This is a genomic window from Cyclobacteriaceae bacterium (assembly GCA_013141055.1).
GTDB lineage: Bacteria > Bacteroidota > Bacteroidia > Cytophagales > Cyclobacteriaceae > ELB16-189.
In genome coordinates this window covers 1,699,441-1,721,016 of sequence record JABFRS010000001.1, presented here as the reverse complement: position 1 = coordinate 1,721,016, position 21,576 = coordinate 1,699,441, and the positions used below count along the sequence as shown (strand labels likewise).

The 21,576-nt window shown below is 41.0% G+C and carries 19 protein-coding genes and 1 pseudogene; 10 read left to right on the top strand and 10 right to left on the bottom strand.

The genetic code is table 11. From position 1 onward, the window contains the following. Positions 1–3: 3 nt before the first annotated feature. The 3 genes from HOP08_07595 to HOP08_07585 are packed head-to-tail and all read left to right on the top strand — an operon-like array spanning position 4 to position 4,711. Positions 4–3,489 carry an isoleucine--tRNA ligase gene (locus HOP08_07595; GenBank protein ID NOT74777.1) on the top strand — a complete coding sequence of 1,162 codons (3,486 nt, stop codon included), beginning with the start codon at positions 4–6 and terminating at the stop codon, positions 3,487–3,489. A gap of 26 nt (positions 3,490–3,515) precedes the next feature. After that, on the top strand, positions 3,516–4,217 hold the full coding sequence (locus tag HOP08_07590; protein NOT74776.1) for a lipoprotein signal peptidase: 702 nt from the start codon (positions 3,516–3,518) through the stop codon (positions 4,215–4,217). 11 nt (positions 4,218–4,228) lie between these two features. Next, positions 4,229–4,711 carry a GAF domain-containing protein gene (locus HOP08_07585; GenBank protein ID NOT74775.1) on the top strand — a complete coding sequence of 161 codons (483 nt, stop codon included), beginning with the start codon at positions 4,229–4,231 and terminating at the stop codon, positions 4,709–4,711. 16 nt (positions 4,712–4,727) lie between these two features. Here the strand turns inward: HOP08_07585 and HOP08_07580 are convergent, their stop codons facing one another. Then, positions 4,728–5,165 carry a heme-binding domain-containing protein gene (locus HOP08_07580; protein NOT74774.1) on the bottom strand — a complete coding sequence of 146 codons (438 nt, stop codon included), beginning with the start codon at positions 5,163–5,165 and terminating at the stop codon, positions 4,728–4,730. A 130-nt stretch (positions 5,166–5,295) separates the two neighbouring features. On the opposite strand from HOP08_07580, the gene HOP08_07575 reads away from it, so the two are divergent. Both HOP08_07575 and HOP08_07570 read left to right on the top strand, forming a co-directional pair. Then, positions 5,296–5,799 carry a hypothetical protein gene (locus tag HOP08_07575; protein NOT74773.1) on the top strand — a complete coding sequence of 168 codons (504 nt, stop codon included), beginning with the start codon at positions 5,296–5,298 and terminating at the stop codon, positions 5,797–5,799. Positions 5,800–5,888: 89 nt separating this feature from the next. Further along, positions 5,889–7,482, top strand: a pseudogene (locus HOP08_07570) (FMN-binding glutamate synthase family protein). A 70-nt stretch (positions 7,483–7,552) separates the two neighbouring features. Here the strand turns inward: HOP08_07570 and HOP08_07565 are convergent. The 8 genes from HOP08_07565 to HOP08_07530 all read right to left on the bottom strand — a co-directional run bounded on the left by HOP08_07565 (position 7,553) and on the right by HOP08_07530 (position 14,325). Beyond that, positions 7,553–8,140, bottom strand: coding sequence for a peptidylprolyl isomerase (locus tag HOP08_07565; GenBank protein NOT74772.1), 588 nt, complete (start codon positions 8,138–8,140; stop codon positions 7,553–7,555). A gap of 3 nt (positions 8,141–8,143) precedes the next feature. Further along, entirely contained in the window at positions 8,144–8,416 is a 273-nt protein-coding gene (locus tag HOP08_07560) for an acylphosphatase (GenBank protein NOT74771.1), read from the bottom strand. A 5-nt stretch (positions 8,417–8,421) separates the two neighbouring features. Continuing rightward, on the bottom strand, positions 8,422–10,041 hold the full coding sequence (locus HOP08_07555; protein ID NOT74770.1) for an NADP-dependent glyceraldehyde-3-phosphate dehydrogenase: 1,620 nt from the start codon (positions 10,039–10,041) through the stop codon (positions 8,422–8,424). Further along, positions 10,038–10,709 (bottom strand): deoxyribose-phosphate aldolase, encoded by a 672-nt coding sequence (gene deoC, locus HOP08_07550; protein NOT74769.1) that lies wholly within the window; start codon positions 10,707–10,709, stop codon positions 10,038–10,040. Before deoC ends, HOP08_07555 begins: the two co-directional genes overlap by 4 nt. Positions 10,710–10,864: 155 nt before the next feature. After that, entirely contained in the window at positions 10,865–11,248 is a 384-nt protein-coding gene (locus HOP08_07545; GenBank protein NOT74768.1) for a hypothetical protein, read from the bottom strand. A gap of 563 nt (positions 11,249–11,811) precedes the next feature. Continuing rightward, positions 11,812–12,303 carry a nuclease gene (locus HOP08_07540; GenBank protein NOT74767.1) on the bottom strand — a complete coding sequence of 164 codons (492 nt, stop codon included), beginning with the start codon at positions 12,301–12,303 and terminating at the stop codon, positions 11,812–11,814. A 667-nt stretch (positions 12,304–12,970) separates the two neighbouring features. Continuing rightward, positions 12,971–13,777: an anti-sigma factor gene (locus HOP08_07535; protein NOT74766.1), complete on the bottom strand. Its 807-nt coding sequence runs from the start codon at positions 13,775–13,777 to the stop codon at positions 12,971–12,973. Further along, positions 13,774–14,325, bottom strand: coding sequence for a sigma-70 family RNA polymerase sigma factor (locus HOP08_07530; protein ID NOT74765.1), 552 nt, complete (start codon positions 14,323–14,325; stop codon positions 13,774–13,776). The genes HOP08_07535 and HOP08_07530 overlap by 4 nt, the downstream gene beginning before the upstream one ends. A gap of 144 nt (positions 14,326–14,469) precedes the next feature. Here HOP08_07530 and HOP08_07525 point away from each other — a divergent pair, with 144 nt between their 5' ends. The 5 genes from HOP08_07525 (at position 14,470) to HOP08_07505 (ending at position 20,049) form a co-directional block, all read left to right on the top strand. Continuing rightward, entirely contained in the window at positions 14,470–15,012 is a 543-nt protein-coding gene (locus tag HOP08_07525) for a fasciclin domain-containing protein (protein ID NOT74764.1), read from the top strand. 204 nt (positions 15,013–15,216) lie between these two features. Beyond that, complete coding sequence (locus HOP08_07520) at positions 15,217–15,894, top strand: DUF4331 family protein (GenBank protein NOT74763.1); 678 nt, start codon at positions 15,217–15,219, stop codon at positions 15,892–15,894. Positions 15,895–15,921: 27 nt separating this feature from the next. Continuing rightward, a complete protein-coding gene (locus HOP08_07515; protein NOT74762.1) occupies positions 15,922–16,440 on the top strand; it encodes a DUF4331 family protein in 519 nt (172 codons plus the stop codon). A 62-nt stretch (positions 16,441–16,502) separates the two neighbouring features. After that, entirely contained in the window at positions 16,503–17,798 is a 1,296-nt protein-coding gene (locus HOP08_07510) for a cell surface protein (protein NOT74761.1), read from the top strand. A 13-nt stretch (positions 17,799–17,811) separates the two neighbouring features. After that, on the top strand, positions 17,812–20,049 hold the full coding sequence (locus tag HOP08_07505; GenBank protein NOT74760.1) for a TonB-dependent receptor: 2,238 nt from the start codon (positions 17,812–17,814) through the stop codon (positions 20,047–20,049). Between the two features lie 57 nt (positions 20,050–20,106). Here the strand turns inward: HOP08_07505 and lpdA are convergent, their stop codons facing one another. Then, positions 20,107–21,498 carry a dihydrolipoyl dehydrogenase gene (gene lpdA / locus HOP08_07500; GenBank protein NOT74759.1) on the bottom strand — a complete coding sequence of 464 codons (1,392 nt, stop codon included), beginning with the start codon at positions 21,496–21,498 and terminating at the stop codon, positions 20,107–20,109. Positions 21,499–21,576 lie beyond the last annotated feature (78 nt).

The window sequence follows — 21,576 nt, the reverse complement described above, 5'->3', positions numbered from 1 at the left end:
AGAATGAGTGCGAAGTACAAAGAATACAAGGAACTGAATTTTGCGAAAGTTGCAGATGAAATGTTAGCGTTCTGGAAAGACGAGAGCATTTTTGAGAAATCGATTTCTAATCGCGACGGTAAGCAAACCTTTACATTTTATGAAGGCCCACCATCTGCCAACGGTACACCCGGCATTCACCATGTTATGGGTCGAACAGTAAAAGATATTTTTTGCCGATTCAAGACGCTGCAAGGATTTCAGGTAAAAAGAAAAGGTGGCTGGGATACGCATGGTCTTCCGGTTGAGCTTCAGGTTGAAAAAGAACTTGGCATCACAAAAGATGATATCGGCAAGAAGATATCAATCGAGGAATATAACAGGAAGTGTCGCGAAACGGTTATGAAATATAAGGATCAGTGGGACGATGTCACTCTGAAAATGGGGTATTGGGTGGATTTAAAGGATCCATACATTACTTATAATAATGAGTACATCGAAACACTCTGGTGGATCCTGAAGCAATTTTATAACAAAGGACTGCTATATAAAGGATTTACTATCCAACCGTATTCACCATCAGATGGAACTGGACTTAGTTCACATGAATTGAATCAACCTGGTTGTTATAAAGAAGTAAAGGATACTACGGTTGTTGCTCAGTTTAAGGTGGTCACGGACAGCAAATCAGAGTTCCTTTTCAAGGGGAATACGGATGTGTTTGTATTAGCATGGACCACTACCCCATGGACACTTCCATCCAATACTGCCCTGGCTGTAGGAGCGAAGATCAACTATGTTCAGGTTAATACGTTCAACCCATACACTTTCAAATCTGTAAGCGTAATCCTTGCTAAAGATCTTTTAGGAAAATATTTTTCCGACAAGAATAAAGATTTGAAACTTGAGGACTATAAGTCCGGCGATAAATCAATTCCATTTCAGATCGTTCAGGAATTTACAGGAAAGCAATTAGTTGGAATTCGCTACGAGCAATTAATGCCATATATAAACCCAATGTATGATGCCGATAAAGCATTTCAGATTGTTGCTGGTGATTTTGTAACGACAGAAGACGGAACGGGTGTTGTACATATCTCACCAACATTCGGAGCGGATGACTTCAGGGTTGCTAAGCAAAATGGAATTCCCCCAATGACATTGAAAGATGAACTTGGTAATGAAACCCCAACCGTTGATAAAAAAGGAAAATTCGTAAGTCAGATCGGAGCGAAACTAAAAGAGGGAGTTGCTGCATTTAAAATCAAAACACACAAACCTCTCGGTGCAGATGATTTCTATGTAAAGAACTATACTGATGAGGATGAAACAAATCCCGATTATAAGAATACGGATGTTATCATATCGATCATCTTAAAGGAAGAGAACAAAGCTTTCAAAGTAGAAAAATACGAACACACGTATCCCCACTCATGGCGTACTGATAAGCCAGTATTGTATTATCCATTGGATGCCTGGTTTATCAAAACAACCGCGATGAAAGATCGCATGGTGGCTTTAAACAAGACTATCAATTGGAAACCCGAATCTACCGGAACGGGAAGATTTGGTAACTGGCTTGAAAATCTTGTAGACTGGAATTTATCTCGCTCAAGATATTGGGGCACTCCGTTACCAATCTGGAGAACCAAGGATGGCAAGGAGGAGATATGTATAGGATCAATTCAGGAACTAACATCGGAAATAGAAAAAGCAAACAAAGCAGGACATAAAAATCCGAAGTTTGATTACAAGAACGAATCGTTTGATCTTCACCGTCCCTACGTCGATGAGATTGTATTAATTAGCCCTACCGGTCAACCTATGTACCGTGAGACAGACCTCATCGATGTTTGGTTTGACTCCGGTGCCATGCCCTATGCTCAGTGGGGCCTGAATCAGGAAAAATTGAAAGCGGGAGATAAGTTTCCATTCAACGATGGCTTCAAAGGCGCTTATCCGGCGGATTTCATTGCTGAAGGTGTGGATCAGACACGTGGATGGTTTTTTACTCTTCACGCCGTGGCGTCGATGCTATACGATAGCGTCGCATTTAAGAATGTAATTTCCAATGGTCTTGTGCTTGACAAGAATGGCAATAAGATGTCCAAGCGTACAGGGAATGTTGTGAATCCTTTCTCAACGCTTGAGAAGTTCGGCCCTGATGTCGTGCGTTGGTACATGATGGAAAATGCACCACCTTGGGACAATCTGAAATTTGATATGGAAGGCCTTGCGGAAACGCAGCGCCGCTTCTTTGGAACATTGATGAATACGTATTCATTCTTTGCACTGTATGCGAATATCGATGGATATGAGAAAGATGAAATGAAACTGGTTGCTTTTAAGGATCAATCAGTACTTGATCGTTGGATCATTTCTAAACTTCAGACGCTTGTTGAAGAAGTTACAGCATCATACAATGATCATGATCCGACAAAGGCGGCCCGGGCCATTCAGGAATTTGTAAACGATCATCTTTCAAATTGGTATGTCCGACTGAATCGTAAACGTTTCTGGCAGCCATCATCCAGCGCAGCTTCAGCAAAAAATCAGGCCTCTCTTTCTGAGGACAAAAAAGCGGCATATGAAACTCTTTATGAGTGTCTGATGGTGGTTGGTCAACTGATGTCACCGATCGCTCCTTTCTATTCAGAGTTTTTATACAGAAATCTGACAGATTCAATTCGTGACAAAGCAATTAAAAATAACACTCCACTTCGTCATGAGTCCGTTCATCATTCTGATCTTGTGAAGGCAGAAAAAGCCCGCATCGATTCAGAACTTGAAAAATCAATGGAGTATGCGCAACGCATCTGTTCATTGGTTCACTCCATCCGTAAGAACAGCAAAATTAAAGTCCGCACGCCGCTACAGAAAGTATTATTGCCAGTATTGGACGAGAAATTTGCCCAGCGCATTAAAGGAGTAGAAGACATCATCAAATCAGAAGTTAATGTAAAATCAATCGAATACATTGATGATGCATCAGGTCTTCTGGTGAAAAAAGTGAAGCCCAACTTTGCCAAACTTGGCAAGCAGTATGGATCTCGCATGAAAGAAGTATCTGCAGTCATCAATGCTCTTTCAAAGGATGAAATCAGTGCATTGGATAAAAGAGGAACGTTTTCAAAAGATGGTTTTGATCTCGTGCTGGAAGATGTACTCATCAGTTCAGAAGATGTTCCGGGTTGGGCTGTTGCTACCGAGAACGGACTGACTGTTGCTTTGGATATTTCGATCACTGAAGAGTTGAAGAAAGAGGGTATTGCGCGTGATTTTGTAAATCGCGTTCAGAATCTTCGTAAGGATATGGGACTCGAAGTGCTTGACAAGATTGGAATTGAAGTTCAAAAGGATGGAGTGACGGATGCTCTGAGCGAATTCAGTGATTATATCCGTACGGAGACTCAGGCTCTCAGTCTTGAGTTAAAATCAGAAGTTGCTGATGGAACCGAAGTAGACATGGATGAGTTTGTATTGAAGGTGAAAATCAGTTTAAAGAAATAGTCGTTAATTCAGTTGATTTCGCAGGAATGAAAGTTTATAAGTATTTTTTAATAGCTCTTTTTGTCATCATTATCGATCATGCAAGCAAGTTGCTGGTTTACAATAATATGTACATGCATCAGGAGATCAATGTGCTTGGTGATTGGTTTCGTCTTCATTACTTGTTGAACCCGGGAATGGCATTTGGTCTTCGTTGGGAAAGTGAGTTTGGAAAACTTGCTTTGACCATCTTCCGGATCGGTGCTATGATTGGTATTGCGTGGTACCTGGTGAAGTCATTTAATCGTAAAGCTCACAATGGATTTTTAGTATGTCTTGCTCTGATCCTGGGTGGAGCAATTGGGAATGTTGTCGATAGTATTTTTTATGGAGTGCTTTTAAACAATGCGCCTGAAGGTTCACCTACTCCCTGGTTTCATGGACAGGTAATCGACATGCTTTTCTTCCCGATATTTGAATTCCAATGGCCACAGTGGTTTCCGCTACTGGGAGGAGATACGTTTTTGTTTTTTAGTCCTGTCTTCAACATCGCTGATTCATCGATATTTATCGGAGTTGTTACTATCCTGGTTCTCCAGAAAAGATTTTTCAATGAGAATGGTTCGGAATTTATTTATGAAATTCCAACTGTAAAATCAGAAACAAGTGTTGATGTATCAGAATCATTCATTGAGAATTCGGATGGCTTAACTTCTCCTGATGAAGTTAAAGATGACGAAGTGAAATAATTTTATTGAAAATGGCAGAAACCCTTATCATATCATCGACGAATTCAAAGACTTCCCGTTATGAGACATTGATTCCTCAGATTGAGGCTTTAGTCCAGGGAGAAAATGATGTGATTGCTAACCTTTCGAATATTGCAGCAGCAATCCGTCAGACCTTCGGTTTCTTTTGGGTAGGATTTTATATCGTAAAAAATAATGAGTTGGTACTAGGGCCTTTTCAGGGACCGATTGCCTGCACCCGCATTGGATTCGGAAAAGGTGTTTGTGGATCGAGCTGGAAAGAAAAGGAAACAATCATTGTTCCGAATGTGGATGAATTCCCAGGTCACATTGCCTGCAGTTCAGATTCGAAATCAGAAATTGTATTGCCAGCTTTCAAGAATGGTGAAGTTGCTCTTGTTCTTGACGTTGACAGCGACTCTTTAAATTCTTTTGATGAACAGGATCAGGTCCATCTTGAGAAAGTGATGCGAATCGTAGAGAAATTCCTTTAATTCCTTCTTTGATTTTTTATTTGAGAGAGGAAGCCCATACCCTCATTTCCTCCCACTGCTCCTTAGTCAACTTGGCATCTCCGTGTATGATAAGGTAGCTCTCCAGGGGCATCCATTCAGTTTTTGTAGTTTCTTCTATCTCTTCGAATTTGTGCTTTGCCTTTTTCTCCGGATAAGTACCGAACTCATCAAAATTCAGATGACGCTTGCCATCTTCCACATGACTTTGAAGCCATAGCCCCACGGGTTGGATATTAGTGTACCATGGATATTTAGTGTTGTTGCTATGACAGTCATAGCAGGAGTAAACCAATACTTTATGAACCTGCTCTGGCACAGCGTAGTGCTTGGATATCTCATTTGGATTTTCTCCTGTTGAAATATTCCTGGTCGGTCGGATGAACTGGATCAGGATTAATGCCACGAGTAATCCAATAAGAATTTTCCTTGTCATGATGTGTTAAATTTTACGGAAGTTATAAAAAGTTGGCAGCGTAAACACTCTATCTAAGTCTAAGAGCTTAAGGTAATTAGCTTTTTAGCCTTGACTTTTTCAGTTACCTTTGTAAAACCCTTTTTTTAACGTGGTAAGGAAGTTCTTTCCTCTTGATAAAAATTACCTACTCGAAGAAGTCCAGCTTCGGTTGTATGACCGACTCCTTTCCCAACTGACTGACCGCGCCAGAATTGCCTATGAGCATATCCATAATCCTCTTGGATTGAATGATGTTTTTAGTGAGCGGATAACGGGATTTCAAACGGAAAATTTTACCCCACTTAACTCATTTTATCAGACTCTCGCAGGTATTTATCGGTATAAATTCGGGGAAACTCAGCTTGGATTTTTATGGGATGGAAAGGATCATGAAGAGAAGTATGAGGAAGATTGGTCATCTGTTTTTCAACAATGGACAGAACAGCTCTGCCTTCGTCCTCAATTCGTACAGGCAGTTCTGGATCTTACTGTTTTTCTTCCGAATAACCCCCAGGCTCACCTGGCTGAAAATAGAATGAATGCTGTCATGCTTGATTTATTTGAACTGAAAATCCATAAACAAAAAGGAATTGTGGAAATGAAAGTAGCATAGCTGGATTCATTCTAATGAAGATGCGAAATCTCTGAATCTTCAGATTTTCAAATTGATTATAATTATATTTGACTACTAACCTCCCCTCTATGAGAAAAATCTTTGTCATCACAAGCATTGTCCTCACGACGCTTATTATAATCTGGGCATATTTCTGGATTGATGCGCTTTTTGCGTTTCTCATTGTTGGTCCACTGATCTATATGGGAATTGAAGACATGGTGCAAACGCGACAATCAATCAAACGCAACTTTCCTGTTATTGGAAGACTTCGCTATTTTTTTGAAGCAGTTCGACCTGAGATTCAGCAGTACTTTGTGGAATCAAATACAGACGGAGCTCCGATCAATCGAAATGAACGTTCCGTAATTTACCAACGATCCAAAAAGCAGATTGATACGATACCTTTCGGAACACAACTGAATGTTTATGCAGAGGGTTATGAGTGGATAACTCATTCCATTGCACCAAAAGATTTTCATAAAATGAATCATAATCCACGTGTTCGTTTTGGCGGAAAAGAGTGCATGCAGCCATATGACATGAGTGTGTTGAATATTTCTGCCATGAGCTTTGGTTCATTGAGTCAGAATGCAATTCTCGCTTTGAACGGTGGTGCAAAAATGGGCGGATTTGCACATAACACTGGAGAAGGTGGTCTAAGCCCATATCATTTGAAGCCAGGAGGTGATATTATCTGGCAGATCGGTACAGGATATTTTGGTGCACGGGATAATGAAGGAAACTTTTCAGGTGAAGCGTTTCAGAAAAATGCAGTGACTCCGAATGTGAAAATGATTGAGATTAAACTTTCTCAAGGTGCCAAGCCCGGACACGGAGGTATTTTACCAGCAGCAAAGAATACTCCTGAAATTGCGGCGATTCGGGGAGTTAAAGCCGGGACAACGGTTTTCTCACCACCATTTCACAGCGCATTTGCAACACCAACAGAACTTATTCTTTTTTGTTAAAAAGCTTCGTGAACTATCTGGTGGAAAACCTATTGGATTTAAATTGTGTGTAGGCCGCAAGAGTGAATTCCTTTCCATCTGCAAAGCGATGGTGCAATTAAATATTTATCCGGATTTCATTACGGTTGATGGCGGCGAAGGAGGAACAGGTGCGGCACCTCCAGAGTTTACCAATTTTGTCGGAATGCCTTTGCTGGATGGACTCGCTTTTGTTGATAATGCCTTGCGCGGTTTTGGTGTTCGCAATGAGATAAAGATCATCGCGGCAGGAAAAGTATTAACGGGTTTCCATATTCTTCGCGCGATGGCGTTAGGTGCTGACACCTGCAATTGTGCCCGCGCTATGATGATGGCATTGGGATGTATCCAGGCATTGGAATGTAATACCAATACATGTCCAACAGGAGTGGCAACGCAAGATCCGTATTTCATGAAAGGCCTTGTGGTGGGAGATAAAACGGGCCGTGTGGCCAACTTCCATAAGAATACTGTAGAAAGTTTTGTCGAGCTTTTAGGTGCTGCCGGATTGGATCATCATGATAAAATCAACCGCACTCATGTGTATCGTCGCGTGTTTATGAATCTTGTGAAGACGTACGAAGATATTTATCCCACCATACCAGATGGATCCTTACTGGCAGGTGGAGATGTTCCTTTTGATTACGAAGAAGACTTAAAGAAATCTTCAGCTGAGGTCTTTGAGATAGCTTAGATTGCTATTATTAAATTTATTAATTGCCTTCGGTCTTGTGTCGAAGGCAGTTTTATTTTTAGCTTGGTTTTTACTTTAGATTTCCAGTAAACCCGGCTTTTTTCAAATCTTCCTTAGTCATCTCAATCACATTAACATCCAGCTTTATGGGTGTTAACGGAGCATTCTCTTTGGTCGTCTCAACCACCACGATTCTGTCGATCACATCCATTCCTTTGAATACTTTTCCAAACACTGTGTAATCACCATCCAGACGTGCCAATCCTTTCTTATTTTGAACAATGTAAAACTGACAACGGGCTGAAAGCTTTCCAGGATTGTCGTCACGACCTGCTCCAATCGCTCCATACACATGCTTGATAGTATCTACAAACTCAGGTTTCAACAGATACTCAGGATCTTTAAATCCTTCCGGTGTATCCGGGCAACCCCCTTGTGCAACGAAGTTGTTAATCACGCGATTGAAAGTCAGAGAATCCCAATAACCATCTTTTGCAAGGTGAATAAAACTTTCCTTGTGCTTCGGCGTCTCATCATAAAGCCAGAACAAAACTTCACCCATGCTTGTTTTGATCTGACCAACTGAATACTTCTTTTCCTTCTTCGGTGTGAAGGAAAAGAGTGTAGTCATAATAAGGAGTAAGATTATTTTATTCATTGCTTATCTTCTGATTTCGAATCCCTTTAAACCTTGCCATTCACAATTTTCAAAGGCCACTCTCTCAACTTTAGAACGTGCAGGCCCTTGCTTGCACCATTCAATCAAAGTGTTGATTTGTTCCTGTTTTCCTTCTGCTTTAACATAAACACTTCCGTCCATCTCATTACGAACAAATCCTGAAACACCAATCTTCTCAGCAGCCGTTCTTGTTGAAGTTCGGAAATTCACTCCCTGTACTAAACCGTAAACCCGGATTTCAACACTGGCATTCATACTTTTTAGAAGATATAGTCAGTCGTTAAGAATGCTGACTCACGGTTCTTCAGAATATTTCCAACGATTTGTTTGTTGTCAGGAGTTGATTTTGCTGCCACCAATGTTCGAATGGAAAAAACACGAAGGGCATCACGAATGGATAGTGTTCCTTCAGCTGAATCTTTCCTTCCATTGAACGGAAATGAATCAGGTCCTCTTTGACATTGTGTATTTAAATTAATGCGGCCTACTTGATTTGCAAAAGCATCAATGTATCGGCTGATTCCTTTTGAATCCTTTCCGAAAATGCTAAGCTGCTGACCAAACTGTGAATTAAGAACATAATTAATTGGTTCTTCTTCTTTATCAAAAGCAATGATTGGAATGACAGGACCAAATTGTTCCTCAGAATAAACTTTCATTTTTTCATTTATCGGATATAGAACCGCAGGATAGAAAAATGTATGCATTGCTGTGCCCCCGTTAGTGTTCATCACCTTGGCGCCAAGTTTAACTGCATCATCCACCAACCCCTTTAGATAATCAACTTTTCCTGGCTCTGGTACAGGGGTTAATCCCACACCTGCATCCCACGGCATGCCAGGTTTTAATTTTGCGATTCCTTCATTGAGTCTTTTAATAAAAACATCCACGATAGTCTTATGGACAAAAAGAATTTTGAGCGCTGTGCAGCGTTGACCATTAAATGACAATGTTCCCATCAGACATTCCGCTACCGCATTGTCAAGATCTGCATCGGGCATTACAATAGCTGGATTCTTGGCATCAAGTCCCAGGATGGCCTTGAGTCTGTGAGATTTAGGGTGAAGCTTTTTCAATTCATTTGCGCCTTTGTTTGTTCCGATAAATGCGAACACGTCTATCTTCCCGGTTTCCATTAAAGCGCCCACGGTTTCGCGGCCGCGTCCATAGATAATGTTGATTACGCCAGGGGGGAAGCTATCTCTAAAGGCTTCCAGCAATGGACGAATAAGCAATACTCCATACTTAGCGGGTTTGAACACAACGGTATTTCCCATAATTAATGCGGGGAACAATGTTGTGAAAGTTTCGTTGAGAGGATAATTAAAAGGTCCCATGCAAAGAGCAACACCCAGCGGCACCCTTCTTACTTGTCCCATGATACCTTGCTCCTGAACGAACTTTGCAGAGTTACGATCTAATTCTTTTAAGGCATTGATAGTGTCGACAATGTAATCACAGGTACGATCGAACTCTTTTTCTGAATCTTTTTGTGATTTCCCGATCTCCCACATCAGTAGATTAACGATGACAGTTCGTTGCTCTTTCATCTTTACCAGGAACTTTTCAACATGCTCAATTCTTTCAAGAACAGTCATGAGTGGCCATTTTCCATGTCCAAGATCGTAGGCATTGACAGCAGAGTTCATGGCGTCCATTGCCTCTTGTGAAGTGAGTAATGGAGTACTCCCAATAATTTTTTGTTCGTATTGATTATTCTTTTTCACAAATACCGGGCTCATCACGGGGTTTAGTTCCCCCTGCCAGATGCGCAACTCTCCGTTAATCAGATATTCGCGTTGTTCAATGAAATGTGGAAGTCGTGCTGCAGCAGGAATTGATTCTTCAGCGGGGAAAAGGTCAGCTAGAAATTCGCTCATGATATTGGGTTGGTTGAAGTTTTTGATTGAATCATACTTACTCCGGAAGAAGTTCCAATGCGATCGGCTCCGGCTTCAATAAGTTCAATTGCTTGTTCTCTTGTTTTAATTCCTCCTGAAGCTTTGATTCTTACGCCATCAGGGAGGGATTGCCGCATTAATTTTATGTGTTCTTTTTTCGCGCCTGAGGGAGCAAAGCCGGTAGATGTTTTGACAAAATCTGCTCCGGCATCTGCACATAGTTTACAAGCTTCTATAATTTCATTGTCAGAAAGATATGCGGTCTCAATGATAACTTTTAATAACTTCTGGTGATCATGTGTAAGCTTGGCGCATTTTGCAATTTCAATCTTCGTCCAGGGAATGCCTGTTTTAAATGATGTAAGATTCCACACGACATCAATTTCATCGGCACCGTTATCAATTCCTCTTTTGATATCATCCAGCTTCGTTTCGGTCATATTGTAACCTAATGGGAAGCCAGCAACAGTAATTAATGTGATTGGACTATTCCCAATTTCTCTTTTGGCACGCTTTACCCAAAAGGGGGGAACGCAGAGTCCAAGAAAATTATATTCTTTTACCTCGTCCACCAATTTGTCGATATCACGTATCGTGAGTGTTGGATTAAGATTAGTGTGCTCGATGGTTTGAGAAAAATTCAAGATTTGTTTTAACGTTTTATTGCGAAAGTTATATAAAACCACTGCTAAGATCCATCATTAGTTAATGCTAACGTTTGATCCAGCGTTATTTCAATAAATTTAGTCAGGAATTTTTAATCAATCGACTCTTCGAAGATTGTTACAGAGAACTCTGGATATTAATGTCTGATTCCGCAGACCTTGCAATATTTACGTTTTTCAATTGATCTTACTTTTGGCGGCTTCTTATGTCCAAAGTAAGGTGGCTTCATGATATCACTGCCTTCTCCTCGCTGATAGGTTCTTTCATTCTTCTCACGCTCGCGCCAAGTCTTTTCAACACGATTGTAGTAGTCGTTCTGAGCGTTATAGGTAACTGATTTTTTACTTTTCTTTTTCTTCTCCTTACGAGGTCCGTAATATTTAACTGGATTAACTGGCTGGAGTGTTGTCGGGAATTTTTTATCAGAAGTTTTTGCCGGCTCAGTAGATTGCTGGGCATTCAACTGACCTGTGATGGCCGCTGAAATGATCGTCCCTGCAAAAACCAGTTTGTAATTCATTCTGCAAAGTTAGCGAGGAAAAAATAAATCAGTTTCCCGAACGCAAAGAATTTAATGTCGAATCCCGCATTCGTTGCAATACCTCATTTTGAAGAATGGTTTCCGCTTTGGAATGCGTTTATGGCCAAAATAACGGGGATCTGAGAACTGTGCTTTAGACAGTTTTTTGAGAATGCGTTGCTTTTCCCTGGCGGCCTTTTCCACTCGTTCATAATATTCATAGCGTTGAGTATGCTTTACATTTGGCTTACGAACTTTTTTGACCTTTGCGTGAGGTGCGAAATACACCTTCTTTTTTTCCGGTTCGCGGGAGGTTGCGACAGAATTTTGTGCATCGACGCTTATAAATGAAACGGTTAAAGCCAGTAAACAAAAAAACCTTGGTATTTGCATAGCTAAGGTCTAACGAGCTTATTGAAATATTATTTTATGTCAATAACTCAAATCTTTAGAAAGAGGATGAAGCAAGGCGCTAACCCAATTAAATTAAGATGAAATTCAGGAGTGCCGATGCGCAGAGAGCGATCACCAGAAGTGTTAATAAGGTTTTCATTTCTGAATGGTTAGCTTGATTTTTGTTGAGTTAATGTTTGTTGACGACGGAAGATCCAGGGAGGAGTTGGGTTATTATCTTTCCATAATCCTTTTCCTTTTAGACGAGCTTCCTCTTTTAAAGATTCCAATTCTGAAATGGGATTTTTTTCTGCGGTCCATGCCAATCCCTGTTTGATCAGTTCATGCCTTGGATCAACACCGCTATCAATACGAATTTCACCCAGGCGATTTCCTAAACGGTCTTTTCCATGAATTAGAATTGTTACAGACTTTTTCAGAAGAAGCTTGCTGAGAAGCTTGGTTGCCTGTTCGGCATAATCCTGTCCCGATTCAGGACTATCTATACCATGCAACAATACTTTATAAGTTTCATGATCATCGGCAGAAATTTCAATGGTGTTGCCATCTATGACTTTGGTCACCACTCCTTTGATCTCTTCTGCATGAGCGATTAAAGCAACACAACATAAGATAAGAATTGAAAGGATTTTTGATTTCATAATTTTCTCCGTTGGGATGAACAAAGGTTCAAAACCCTGGAGGGAATTATCAGGTCATATACTCAACCCGCTATCATGTGTAAGATTTGATGAGGTATTCAACAAAAGCGCTTTTGGAGGGTTAAAAGCGCATGGTTTGGGTTAATTTTTGACAAACTTTTTCTAAGTAAAGAACATAGATTAATAAAGGTGCATTCCTTTGAACATTGTCTAAGGGATGACCCTGAGGCCTTATGCAAAAGGAGTAATCCGGGATCAGATGAAACTCAGAACAAATCGAACGATGAAGTATCCAATCAGGCTCAGAACAACAGTAACGCCAAATATTCGGGCTCTATTATGGTAAAATTTTACGGAGGGCATTTTCATAACTAGTTCATTTACAGCGTTGATACCCCAAGCACTCAAATAATCCTGATAAATGCCTTTCGTCCCCCGTTGAACGGTTACGGGAAGGGCACCAATGAACGTTAGAGGCCTTGAGATGGAATTACCAGCAATCTTAGATAATGAACGAAATGGCCAATTTGAGCATTCCAGACATTAAGATCATGGCGCAAAGAATGTATGCACGCGTGATATGATATGACAAGCGATTATATTGATTTTTCATTGATTAAATACTTACTTAATCAACTACGCAATAGCTAGCGCGACTGGATTTTATTTAGGTAGGATTATTTATAACAGATCCAATAACCTGCATGGTTTCCATGGTAGGATTTTCTTTGCCACCACGAGGCTCAACGGTTACAGCAAAAGCTACTGCGCCTTTAATGCTCTTCATCTTTTGTAACCCGGCGAAATTCAGATCAAAAACACCAGCGTCAACAGGCTTTCCATTAACAATGGCCCAAAGCTGAAACTGATTTTCTTTCGAAATTTCCTTCAATTGCTGAATGCTGATGAAGACTTCCTGAGTAGATGCATTCCAATAGACGGAAGCCAGGGCATTGGTGTCGTTGGCTGTACCTTTCATGATCACTTTCGTGAAAGCGGTACTTTCCATGATTGAAAGATCGCCCTGTATCTTATCAAGCTTTTGGTTGACGACGTTGTAATCGTCAGCCATTCTTTGGTTTTCGGCTCTGATCTGAGTCAATTCCAAAGAATCTGTTTTCCACAATTCACGATACTGATAGGCCATGTAAGAGGAGAACAATGCAATGGCAATTGAAGCTGCCGTAGCATATTTCCAAACTGGCTGCTCTGGAGTCAAAGCAACTACCTTAGCTTCAGGCTTCTTCGCAGATGCTGCTATAGAGGCCATTATTTTTTCCTTCACCTGAACGCGAGGCTGAATAGCAGATGCGAAAGCCACTTTTTCAAGGGTTTCTTCGATCTTTTGGAGCTCTTCACGAACTTCAGGATACTGTTTCAGGACTTGCTCCACGCTGGTGCGCTCGGCGTCCGTCACCTCTCCCAAGGCGTAAGACTCTAAAATTCCGCTCGATATGTATTCCTGTATGTTCACGTTACATTTAAAATTGATCGTAATTCTTTCATGGCCATCCGTGTGCGCGTTTTTATCGTGCCTAACGGTATACCAAATTCTTCCGCCAATTCTGACTGAGTAAACCCTTTTAAATACAAATGGTCTATAACAAATCTTTGGTCCTCGGGGAGCTTCGTCAGCACTTCTTTTAATCCGATAGCTTCTATCGGTGAATATGCTGATTCTTGCCGGTCGATCTTATTTACGAGATTATCAATGTCATCGGTTTTCTTTCCCTGACTCATTTCTCGGGAACGGGTTTTATCAATTGCCTGGTTTCTGGCAATATTCAACATCCATGTAAACAAACGGCCTTTTGTAGGGTCGTAGCTGGCCATGCGGTCCCAGATCTTAATGAATACATCTTGTAAAACTTCTTCAGCGATTTCTTCTTTCCGCACCACGCGAAGCACTACACTATATAATGCGCCTGAATAATGATCATATAAATAATCGAGGGCTGATGAGTCTCTTTGACACAACCGCTCTATTAATATACTCTCCTCTATGGTTTTGGACTTGGCGATAACTTTCCTCTTGTTAACGGATGACAAGGTATTGAAAAATTATTTACACGAGCAAGTATGTTTAACAACAAATACTAAAATCCAATCATCAGACAGGTATCGTAGATCGGAAATACAAACTAAACAAGTAAACTATTATCAATTATGAAGAAAATAATTATCTCAGCTCTTAGTCTGTTTTTAGCAGTAGGAGCATTTGCACAAAAACCGGTAGAAGTAGGCGGCGCGATGATGTATCCAGCAAAGAACATCATTGAGAATGCGGTTAATTCTAAAGATCACACAACTCTTGTTGCGGCAGTAAAAGCAGCGGGTCTTGTGGAAACGTTATCTGGCCCTGGTCCATTCACTGTATTCGCTCCGACAAACGCAGCTTTCGCAAAATTGCCAGCCGGAACAGTGGATAATTTAGTGAAACCAGAAAATAAAGCGATGCTTACAACCATTCTTACATATCACGTTGTTTCAGGTAAAATGAGCTCTGCAGATGTTGCTAAAGCAATTAAGGCAGGTAATGGAAAGGCAGAGCTTACAACTGTACAAGGTGGTAAGCTATGGGCAATGATGGAAGGTAAAGATGTTGTGCTGAAAGATGAGAAAGGTAATACTGCAAAAATCACGATCATGGATGTAAACCAATCAAATGGTGTTATTCATGTGATAGATGGAGTGTTGATGCCAAAATAAATTAAAAGATTTCAAGTTGGTTTTTTAAGACCTCGCCTCATAGACGAGGTCTTTTTATTTTCTTTTTGTAGAGAATATTCTACACAATCAAGTTTGGAAATGTTTGTTAAAGTGAAATAATACTTTGATTCAGTTGAAAAAAATATTTTAAATCCAATGTGACTATTGACTCCGTAAGTAATGAATCATACACAAACTGAATTTATGAAATCTCGACTAAACTTAAGAAGAATTGCTCTCGGCCTCATTGGTGCGCTCGCAGTGACTTCAGGTGCCTATCTTATTGCGGCCGATCACATTGATGCTCCCGCCGTTACCGGTAAATCGTCAGACATTACTGACTTTTATGCTTTCCAAAGTCCTTCAAACTCAGCAAACATTGTGTTTGTTGTTAACACACAAGGATTACTAGCTCCCTCTGCAACATCTGCAGCGACATTTGATTCTAACGTAATGCTTGAAGTTAACATTGATAATTCTACAAATAAGGATGGAATTGAAGACCTGGTACTTCAGGTGACATTCCTCAATGGTAAAGTACAGGTCTATGGACCAGTTGCTCCAACCCAGACTGGTTTGAGCAGCACACTGATGTCTGGATCTCGAAAGGTTGAAGGCTCAATCAGTACGTATGGCGGTGCTCCGTCAATTGGAAACAGCAACAACGTTCAGGTGTTTGCCGGCCCACGCGATGATCCATTCTTTTTTGATTTAGATCAGTATAAAAAAGTCATTGCTGGTACAGCAACTGGCTTTAACAATCCAGGTGTTGACACTTTCAAAGGAACGAACGTGATGTCAGTAGTTATTGAATTACCCAAGACAATGCTTGGTAGTTCCACAACAGTCAACACATGGGCAACGTCGAATCGTAAAATCTAAGTCACCTTCAACAAACAAGAAAGAATTATGAAAACAAAATATTTTTCAATAGGTGCGCTTGGTCTTCTTTTGGCGATCGGCGCATGTAGCAGCAATGATCCTGCTCCGGCAGTTAACTACACTCAGGAAGATCAAATGGCAAGACCAGCGATCAATACGGTGTTTGTAGTCGCAGCTAACAAGGATAAGTTTAATACTACTATCCCCTCTGCTCAAGGTGCTGAGTTTGCGACTGCTTTCAAAACGCAGCTTCTGGCTTTAAATGCAGGATACACCACTAACTTGTTAGGGCTTGACGCAACAGCATTTACAGGTGTATTGGCAACTGACGTGCTCACTGTTTCCTTAAATGGAGTGACCACCTTCTATGATGGTACAAATGTGTTAACGGGACGTAAGCTTGATGATGATGTGATCACGGTAGAACTTATCTTGATTTTCGGAGGTCCTAACGGAGCCGCAAATCCAACATTGACGGACGACCATGTAAACGCAAATGATAAAGCGTTTCTAACAACGTTCCCATACCTGGCAGTTGCCAACTAATAATTGATTTGACCCCGAAGGATTTCTTTCGGGGTTTTTTTAATTCTTTAAAAACTAAAGTCATGAAACTCATTCTTTACATAAGCCTTCTCCTGTTTTCAGCTTCCATTTTTGTTGGCTGCTCAAGAAGTCAGGAAGAGAAAATTATTAATCCTCTCGACTATGAAGTCTATCTCAGCAGAAATGATGAGAGTCTCCAAAAGTGTAATAAAGAAATGGCTTTTTGGAGAAAAAAACTTGAAGAAGTTCCTGATGGTGAAGCTTACAGAATTAAAATTGCAGGACTCCTTTCATCACGCTTCATGTTAAATGGAAAAATAGAAGACATCGAAGCATCTGATAGTATTTATCATTTGATCATTTCCAATAATCAGCCTTACGCATCGATACATCGGGCACTCGCTGCCAACGCCATTACGCAACATAAATTCCGTGAAGCTAGGATGGAAATTGATAAAGCTATTGAAATTGGTGAAGGCAAGGCTGCATCATTATACATGCTGGTAGACGTCGATCTTGAACTTGGCGACTACGCTGGTGCAACCTATGCGATGAGTCAGTTTACTAACAAAAATTTCTTTCCGTATGTCATTCGGGAAGCAAAATTGAAGGATCATGAAGGAAAATTGGATTCGGCGATCGTGTTAATGGAAAAAGCCCTGGATCAGGTAAAGGATAATGCTTCTTTGCTATTGTGGACTCAATCGAATTTAGGTGACATGTATGGTCACGCCGGACGTGTTAAAGATTCTTATAAAGCTTATCTAAAAGTATTGCAACAAAATCCAGACTATGACTATGCCTTGAAGGGAATTGCCTGGATTGCATTTTCAAACGACCATAACTTTGCGGAAGCAAAAAGAATCGTCAATCATATAGCGCCAAAAAGAGCAACACCCGACATGCATCTTTTGCTTGCACAGATCGCGGGAGCAGAGAATGACAGGGATGAAAAAAAGAAGCAACTTGAATTATTCATAAAGTCGGCCAGATCTGAAAAGTATGGTGACATGTATAACAAATATCTGGCACTCCTTGAGGCAGAGGAATTTTCAAATCCATCAGCCGCTATTCAGATTGCAGAAATTGAAGTAAGAAACAGGCCCACCACCCAGTCTTACGATTTACTGGCGTGGGGATATTTTCAAAAAGGTGACATCATCCATGCGCTGACAATCGCCAGAGAACAAATAGAAAACAAAACTCATGAACCTGACGCCCTATATCATCTTGGAATGATCTATCAGGCAAATGGAATGAATCAGGAGGCCAAACGCTGCTTTGAGGAGGCGGAAGAAAGTTCTTTTGAACTGGGACCTGTCATTGCTAAGAAAATAAAATCACAACTCGAAGGCTAATAGTTTGTGATTCGTGAAGACATTTTTAATTGTATCTGCAGTTCTTTTCTTGTCCGTCGATGTGTTTTCACAAGGCACTCTTCAGGGAACTGTTGTTGATGATAATACCGAACCATTAATTGGTGCGAACATTGTTCTTCATGGAACGGATAAGGGAACCATCGCGGATAGGTTAGGAGGTTTTCGTCTGATAAATGTTGCTGCCGGATCGTATCAATTGGATATTTCATTTATAGGATACGCAACTCAAACTCTTTCTATTGAGATAAGGGATAAAGAGACAACAATCGTGGCATCGGAACTGATCACTGGTGGGGTTCAATTAGGAGATGTACTCGTTACGGCGTCTCAGGATCGTCCTGTCAATACCCTTTCACAGGTCGATATAAAATTTCGTCCTATCAATACTTCCCAGGATATCTTGCGAATGGTACCAGGGCTATTTATTGCACAACATGCGGGTGGAGGAAAGGCGGAACAGATATTTCTTCGCGGCTTTGATGCAGATCACGGTACCGACATAAATGTTGAAGTAGATGGAATGCCAGTCAATATGGTTTCACATGCACACGGACAAGGCTATGCCGATTTGCATTTTCTGATCCCCGAGATTGTCGGTTTAGTTGATTTTGACAAAGGTCCATACTTTGCTGACAAAGGTGACCTCAACACCGCAGGTTATGTTGCCTTTCAAACTAAAAGCAAGCTTGACAGAAATTTTTTCAAACTTGAAGGAGGATCTTTTGGTTCGGGAAGGGCAGTCGCAGGAATTAATATTCCAATGAATAGCGAAAAGTCATCAGCTTACGTCGCATCTGAATTTTATCGATCGGATGGTTTCTTCATTAATAATCAGCGATTCACCAGATTTAATATTCAGTCAAAATTCAACACACAGCTTGGAGAGAAGACGAGATTTACGGCAAGCTTGTCGGTATTCAACAGCCACTGGGATGCAAGTGGTCAGGTTCCTGATCGCGCAATAGAATCAGGCATGATCAATCGTTATGGCTCTTTGGATCCTACTGAGGGTGGCGGGACCGGAAGGTTCAATGCTTATCTCAAATCGATCCATGATCTCGGGAACGGTTCTTCTCTGGAGAATCAACTTTACGCCATTAAATATAATTTCAGTCTGTTCTCAAATTTCACATTCTTTCTGAAGGACTCAGTTAATGGCGATCAGATTCATCAGCAGGAAGATCGTTGGGTGTATGGGTATAAAGGCCGATATACGCACTTATCAACTTTTCTCGGAAGAACATTGAAAAGTGAAATAGGAGCGGGAGCCCGTTATGATGTTATAAGTAACATCGCTCTTTCTCATACTTTCAAGAGAGATTTTCTCAATGATATCAAACGGGGAGACATTCATGAAGCGAACGCCCATGGATTCTGGAGTGAAACACTTTCTATAACCGAAAGGCTTTCTATCAATGGCGCTGTTCGTTTTGATTATTTTCATTTCGCATATCGCGACAAGCTTTCTGCGGAACAACCTTCAGGAGTGGATAAGTCAATTTTCAGTCCTAAGCTGAATATCAATTACCAGGCATCTAAAAATGTCAACTTCTTTGTTCGTTCGGGCACAGGATTTCATTCAAATGATGCCCGTGTTGTAGTTGCTCAATCTGGAAGAGAAACCTTACCAAGGGCGTACAGCATGGATGTTGGAGCGGATGTAAAAATTACTCCTCAGTTGCTTGTGCACGCTGCCATATGGCGTCTCGATCTTGATCAGGAATTTGTTTATGTCGGTGATGATGGCATTGTAGAGCCAAGTGGAAAATCACAACGGGAGGGAGTTGATTTTTCGATTCGGTACCAGCTTGCTTCCTGGTTATTTCTGGATGGTGATTTGAATGTAACAAGACCACGTGCGAAGGGATTGCCGGAAGGAGAAAATTATATTCCACTGGCTCCAACAATTACAAGCATAGGTGGACTTAGTTTTCGAAATGTAAATGGCTTTAATGGTAGTCTTCGCTATCGTTACCTTGGTGATCGACCTGCGAATGAAGATTACTCAGTTGTTGCGAAAGGCTATGTGATAGCAGATGCACTTGTTGCCTATTCACGTCCTGGGTATGAAATTGGAGCTTCAGTGGAAAATATATTCAATCGTGAATGGAAGGAAGCACAATTTGATACGGAATCGAGGTTAAGGAATGAGACAACACCTGTTTCGGAAATACATTTCACACCGGGCACTCCGTTGTCGTTTAAAGTGAGATTCACAAAATACTTTTAGAAAAATAAAAAACCCAAAGCGGTCAGCTCCGGGTTTCTTACTATTATTTATTATCTATCAAAGATGGATCACTTCTCCATAAGCCGCGGCCGCCGCTTCCATGATTGCTTCGCTCATCGTTGGGTGAGGATGCACAGTCTTAATAACGTCGTGCCCGGTTGTTTCAAGCTTGCGCGCTGCAACAACTTCAGCGATCATTTCGGTTACGTTGGCCCCAATCATGTGAGCTCCTAACCACTCACCGTATTTGGCATCGAAAATAACTTTCACAAACCCGTCCGATGCTCCAGCAGCTTTTGCTTTTCCGGAAGCACTGAATGGAAACTTTCCGACTTTAATCTCATATCCGGCTTTTTTAGCTTGTTCTTCTGTCATTCCAACCGAAGCGATCTCCGGAGAGCAATAGGTACATCCCGGAAGATTATTATAATCAAGTGGCGCTGGCTTCTTACCCGCGATGTTTTCGACGCAGATAATTCCTTCAGCAGAAGCAACGTGTGCCAAAGCGGGGCCTTTCACGATGTCACCTATTGCATAAACACCCGCAACATTGGTTTTATAGAAATCATCAACGACCACTCTGCCTTTTTCTGTCTTTACTCCGGTCTCTTCTAATCCAATGTTTTCAAGATTGGTGGCAACACCGACAGCTGACAATACAATATCTGTTTCAATTTTAATCTCTCCTGTTGGAGTCTTAACAGTAACGACACATCCCTTACCACTGGTGTCTACTTTAGTAACTTCTGAATTTGTATGGATAGTCATTCCAGCTTTTTTGAAAGAACGTTCCAAAGCTTTTGAAACCTCTTCATCCTCAACCGGTACAATGCGTGGTAAGAATTCAACAATAGTTACTTCTGTTCCAATCGTGCTGTAGAAATAAGCAAACTCTACCCCAATAGCTCCTGAACCTACGACCAACAACTTTTGAGGACGCTGTGGCAAGACCATTGCTTCACGATAACCAATAATTTTTTTACCATCGATCTTCATGGTTGGCAATTCTCTTGAACGGCCACCCGTAGCGAGGATAATACTTTTTGCTTCGTAATCTGTTTTCTTTCCAGCAGCATCTGTTACTTCTACTTTGCCACCTTTCTTAAGTTTGCCGAATCCAACGATCTGATCGATCTTATTTTTCTTAAAAAGGAACTGGACACCTTTACTCATACCGGCGGCAACATCACGACTTCGCTTGACCATTCCCGACATGTCTGGAGCCGCCTCTTTTACATTGATGCCATAATCTGATGCGTGCTGAATATATTCGAAAACATTAGCGCTCTTTAATAATGCCTTGGTAGGAATACATCCCCAGTTCAAACAAATGCCACCTAGCTCTGCTTTTTCAACAACACCAACTTTCATTCCCAATTGTGAAGCACGAATGGCTGCAACATAGCCACCAGGGCCGGAACCAATGACAATCAAATCATAATTTGCCATGACAATAATTTATGTTAAGTGAAGGTCAAAGATATACCGCAGAACCATCAAATGAAACGAGCTTTAGTTCCTAATTTA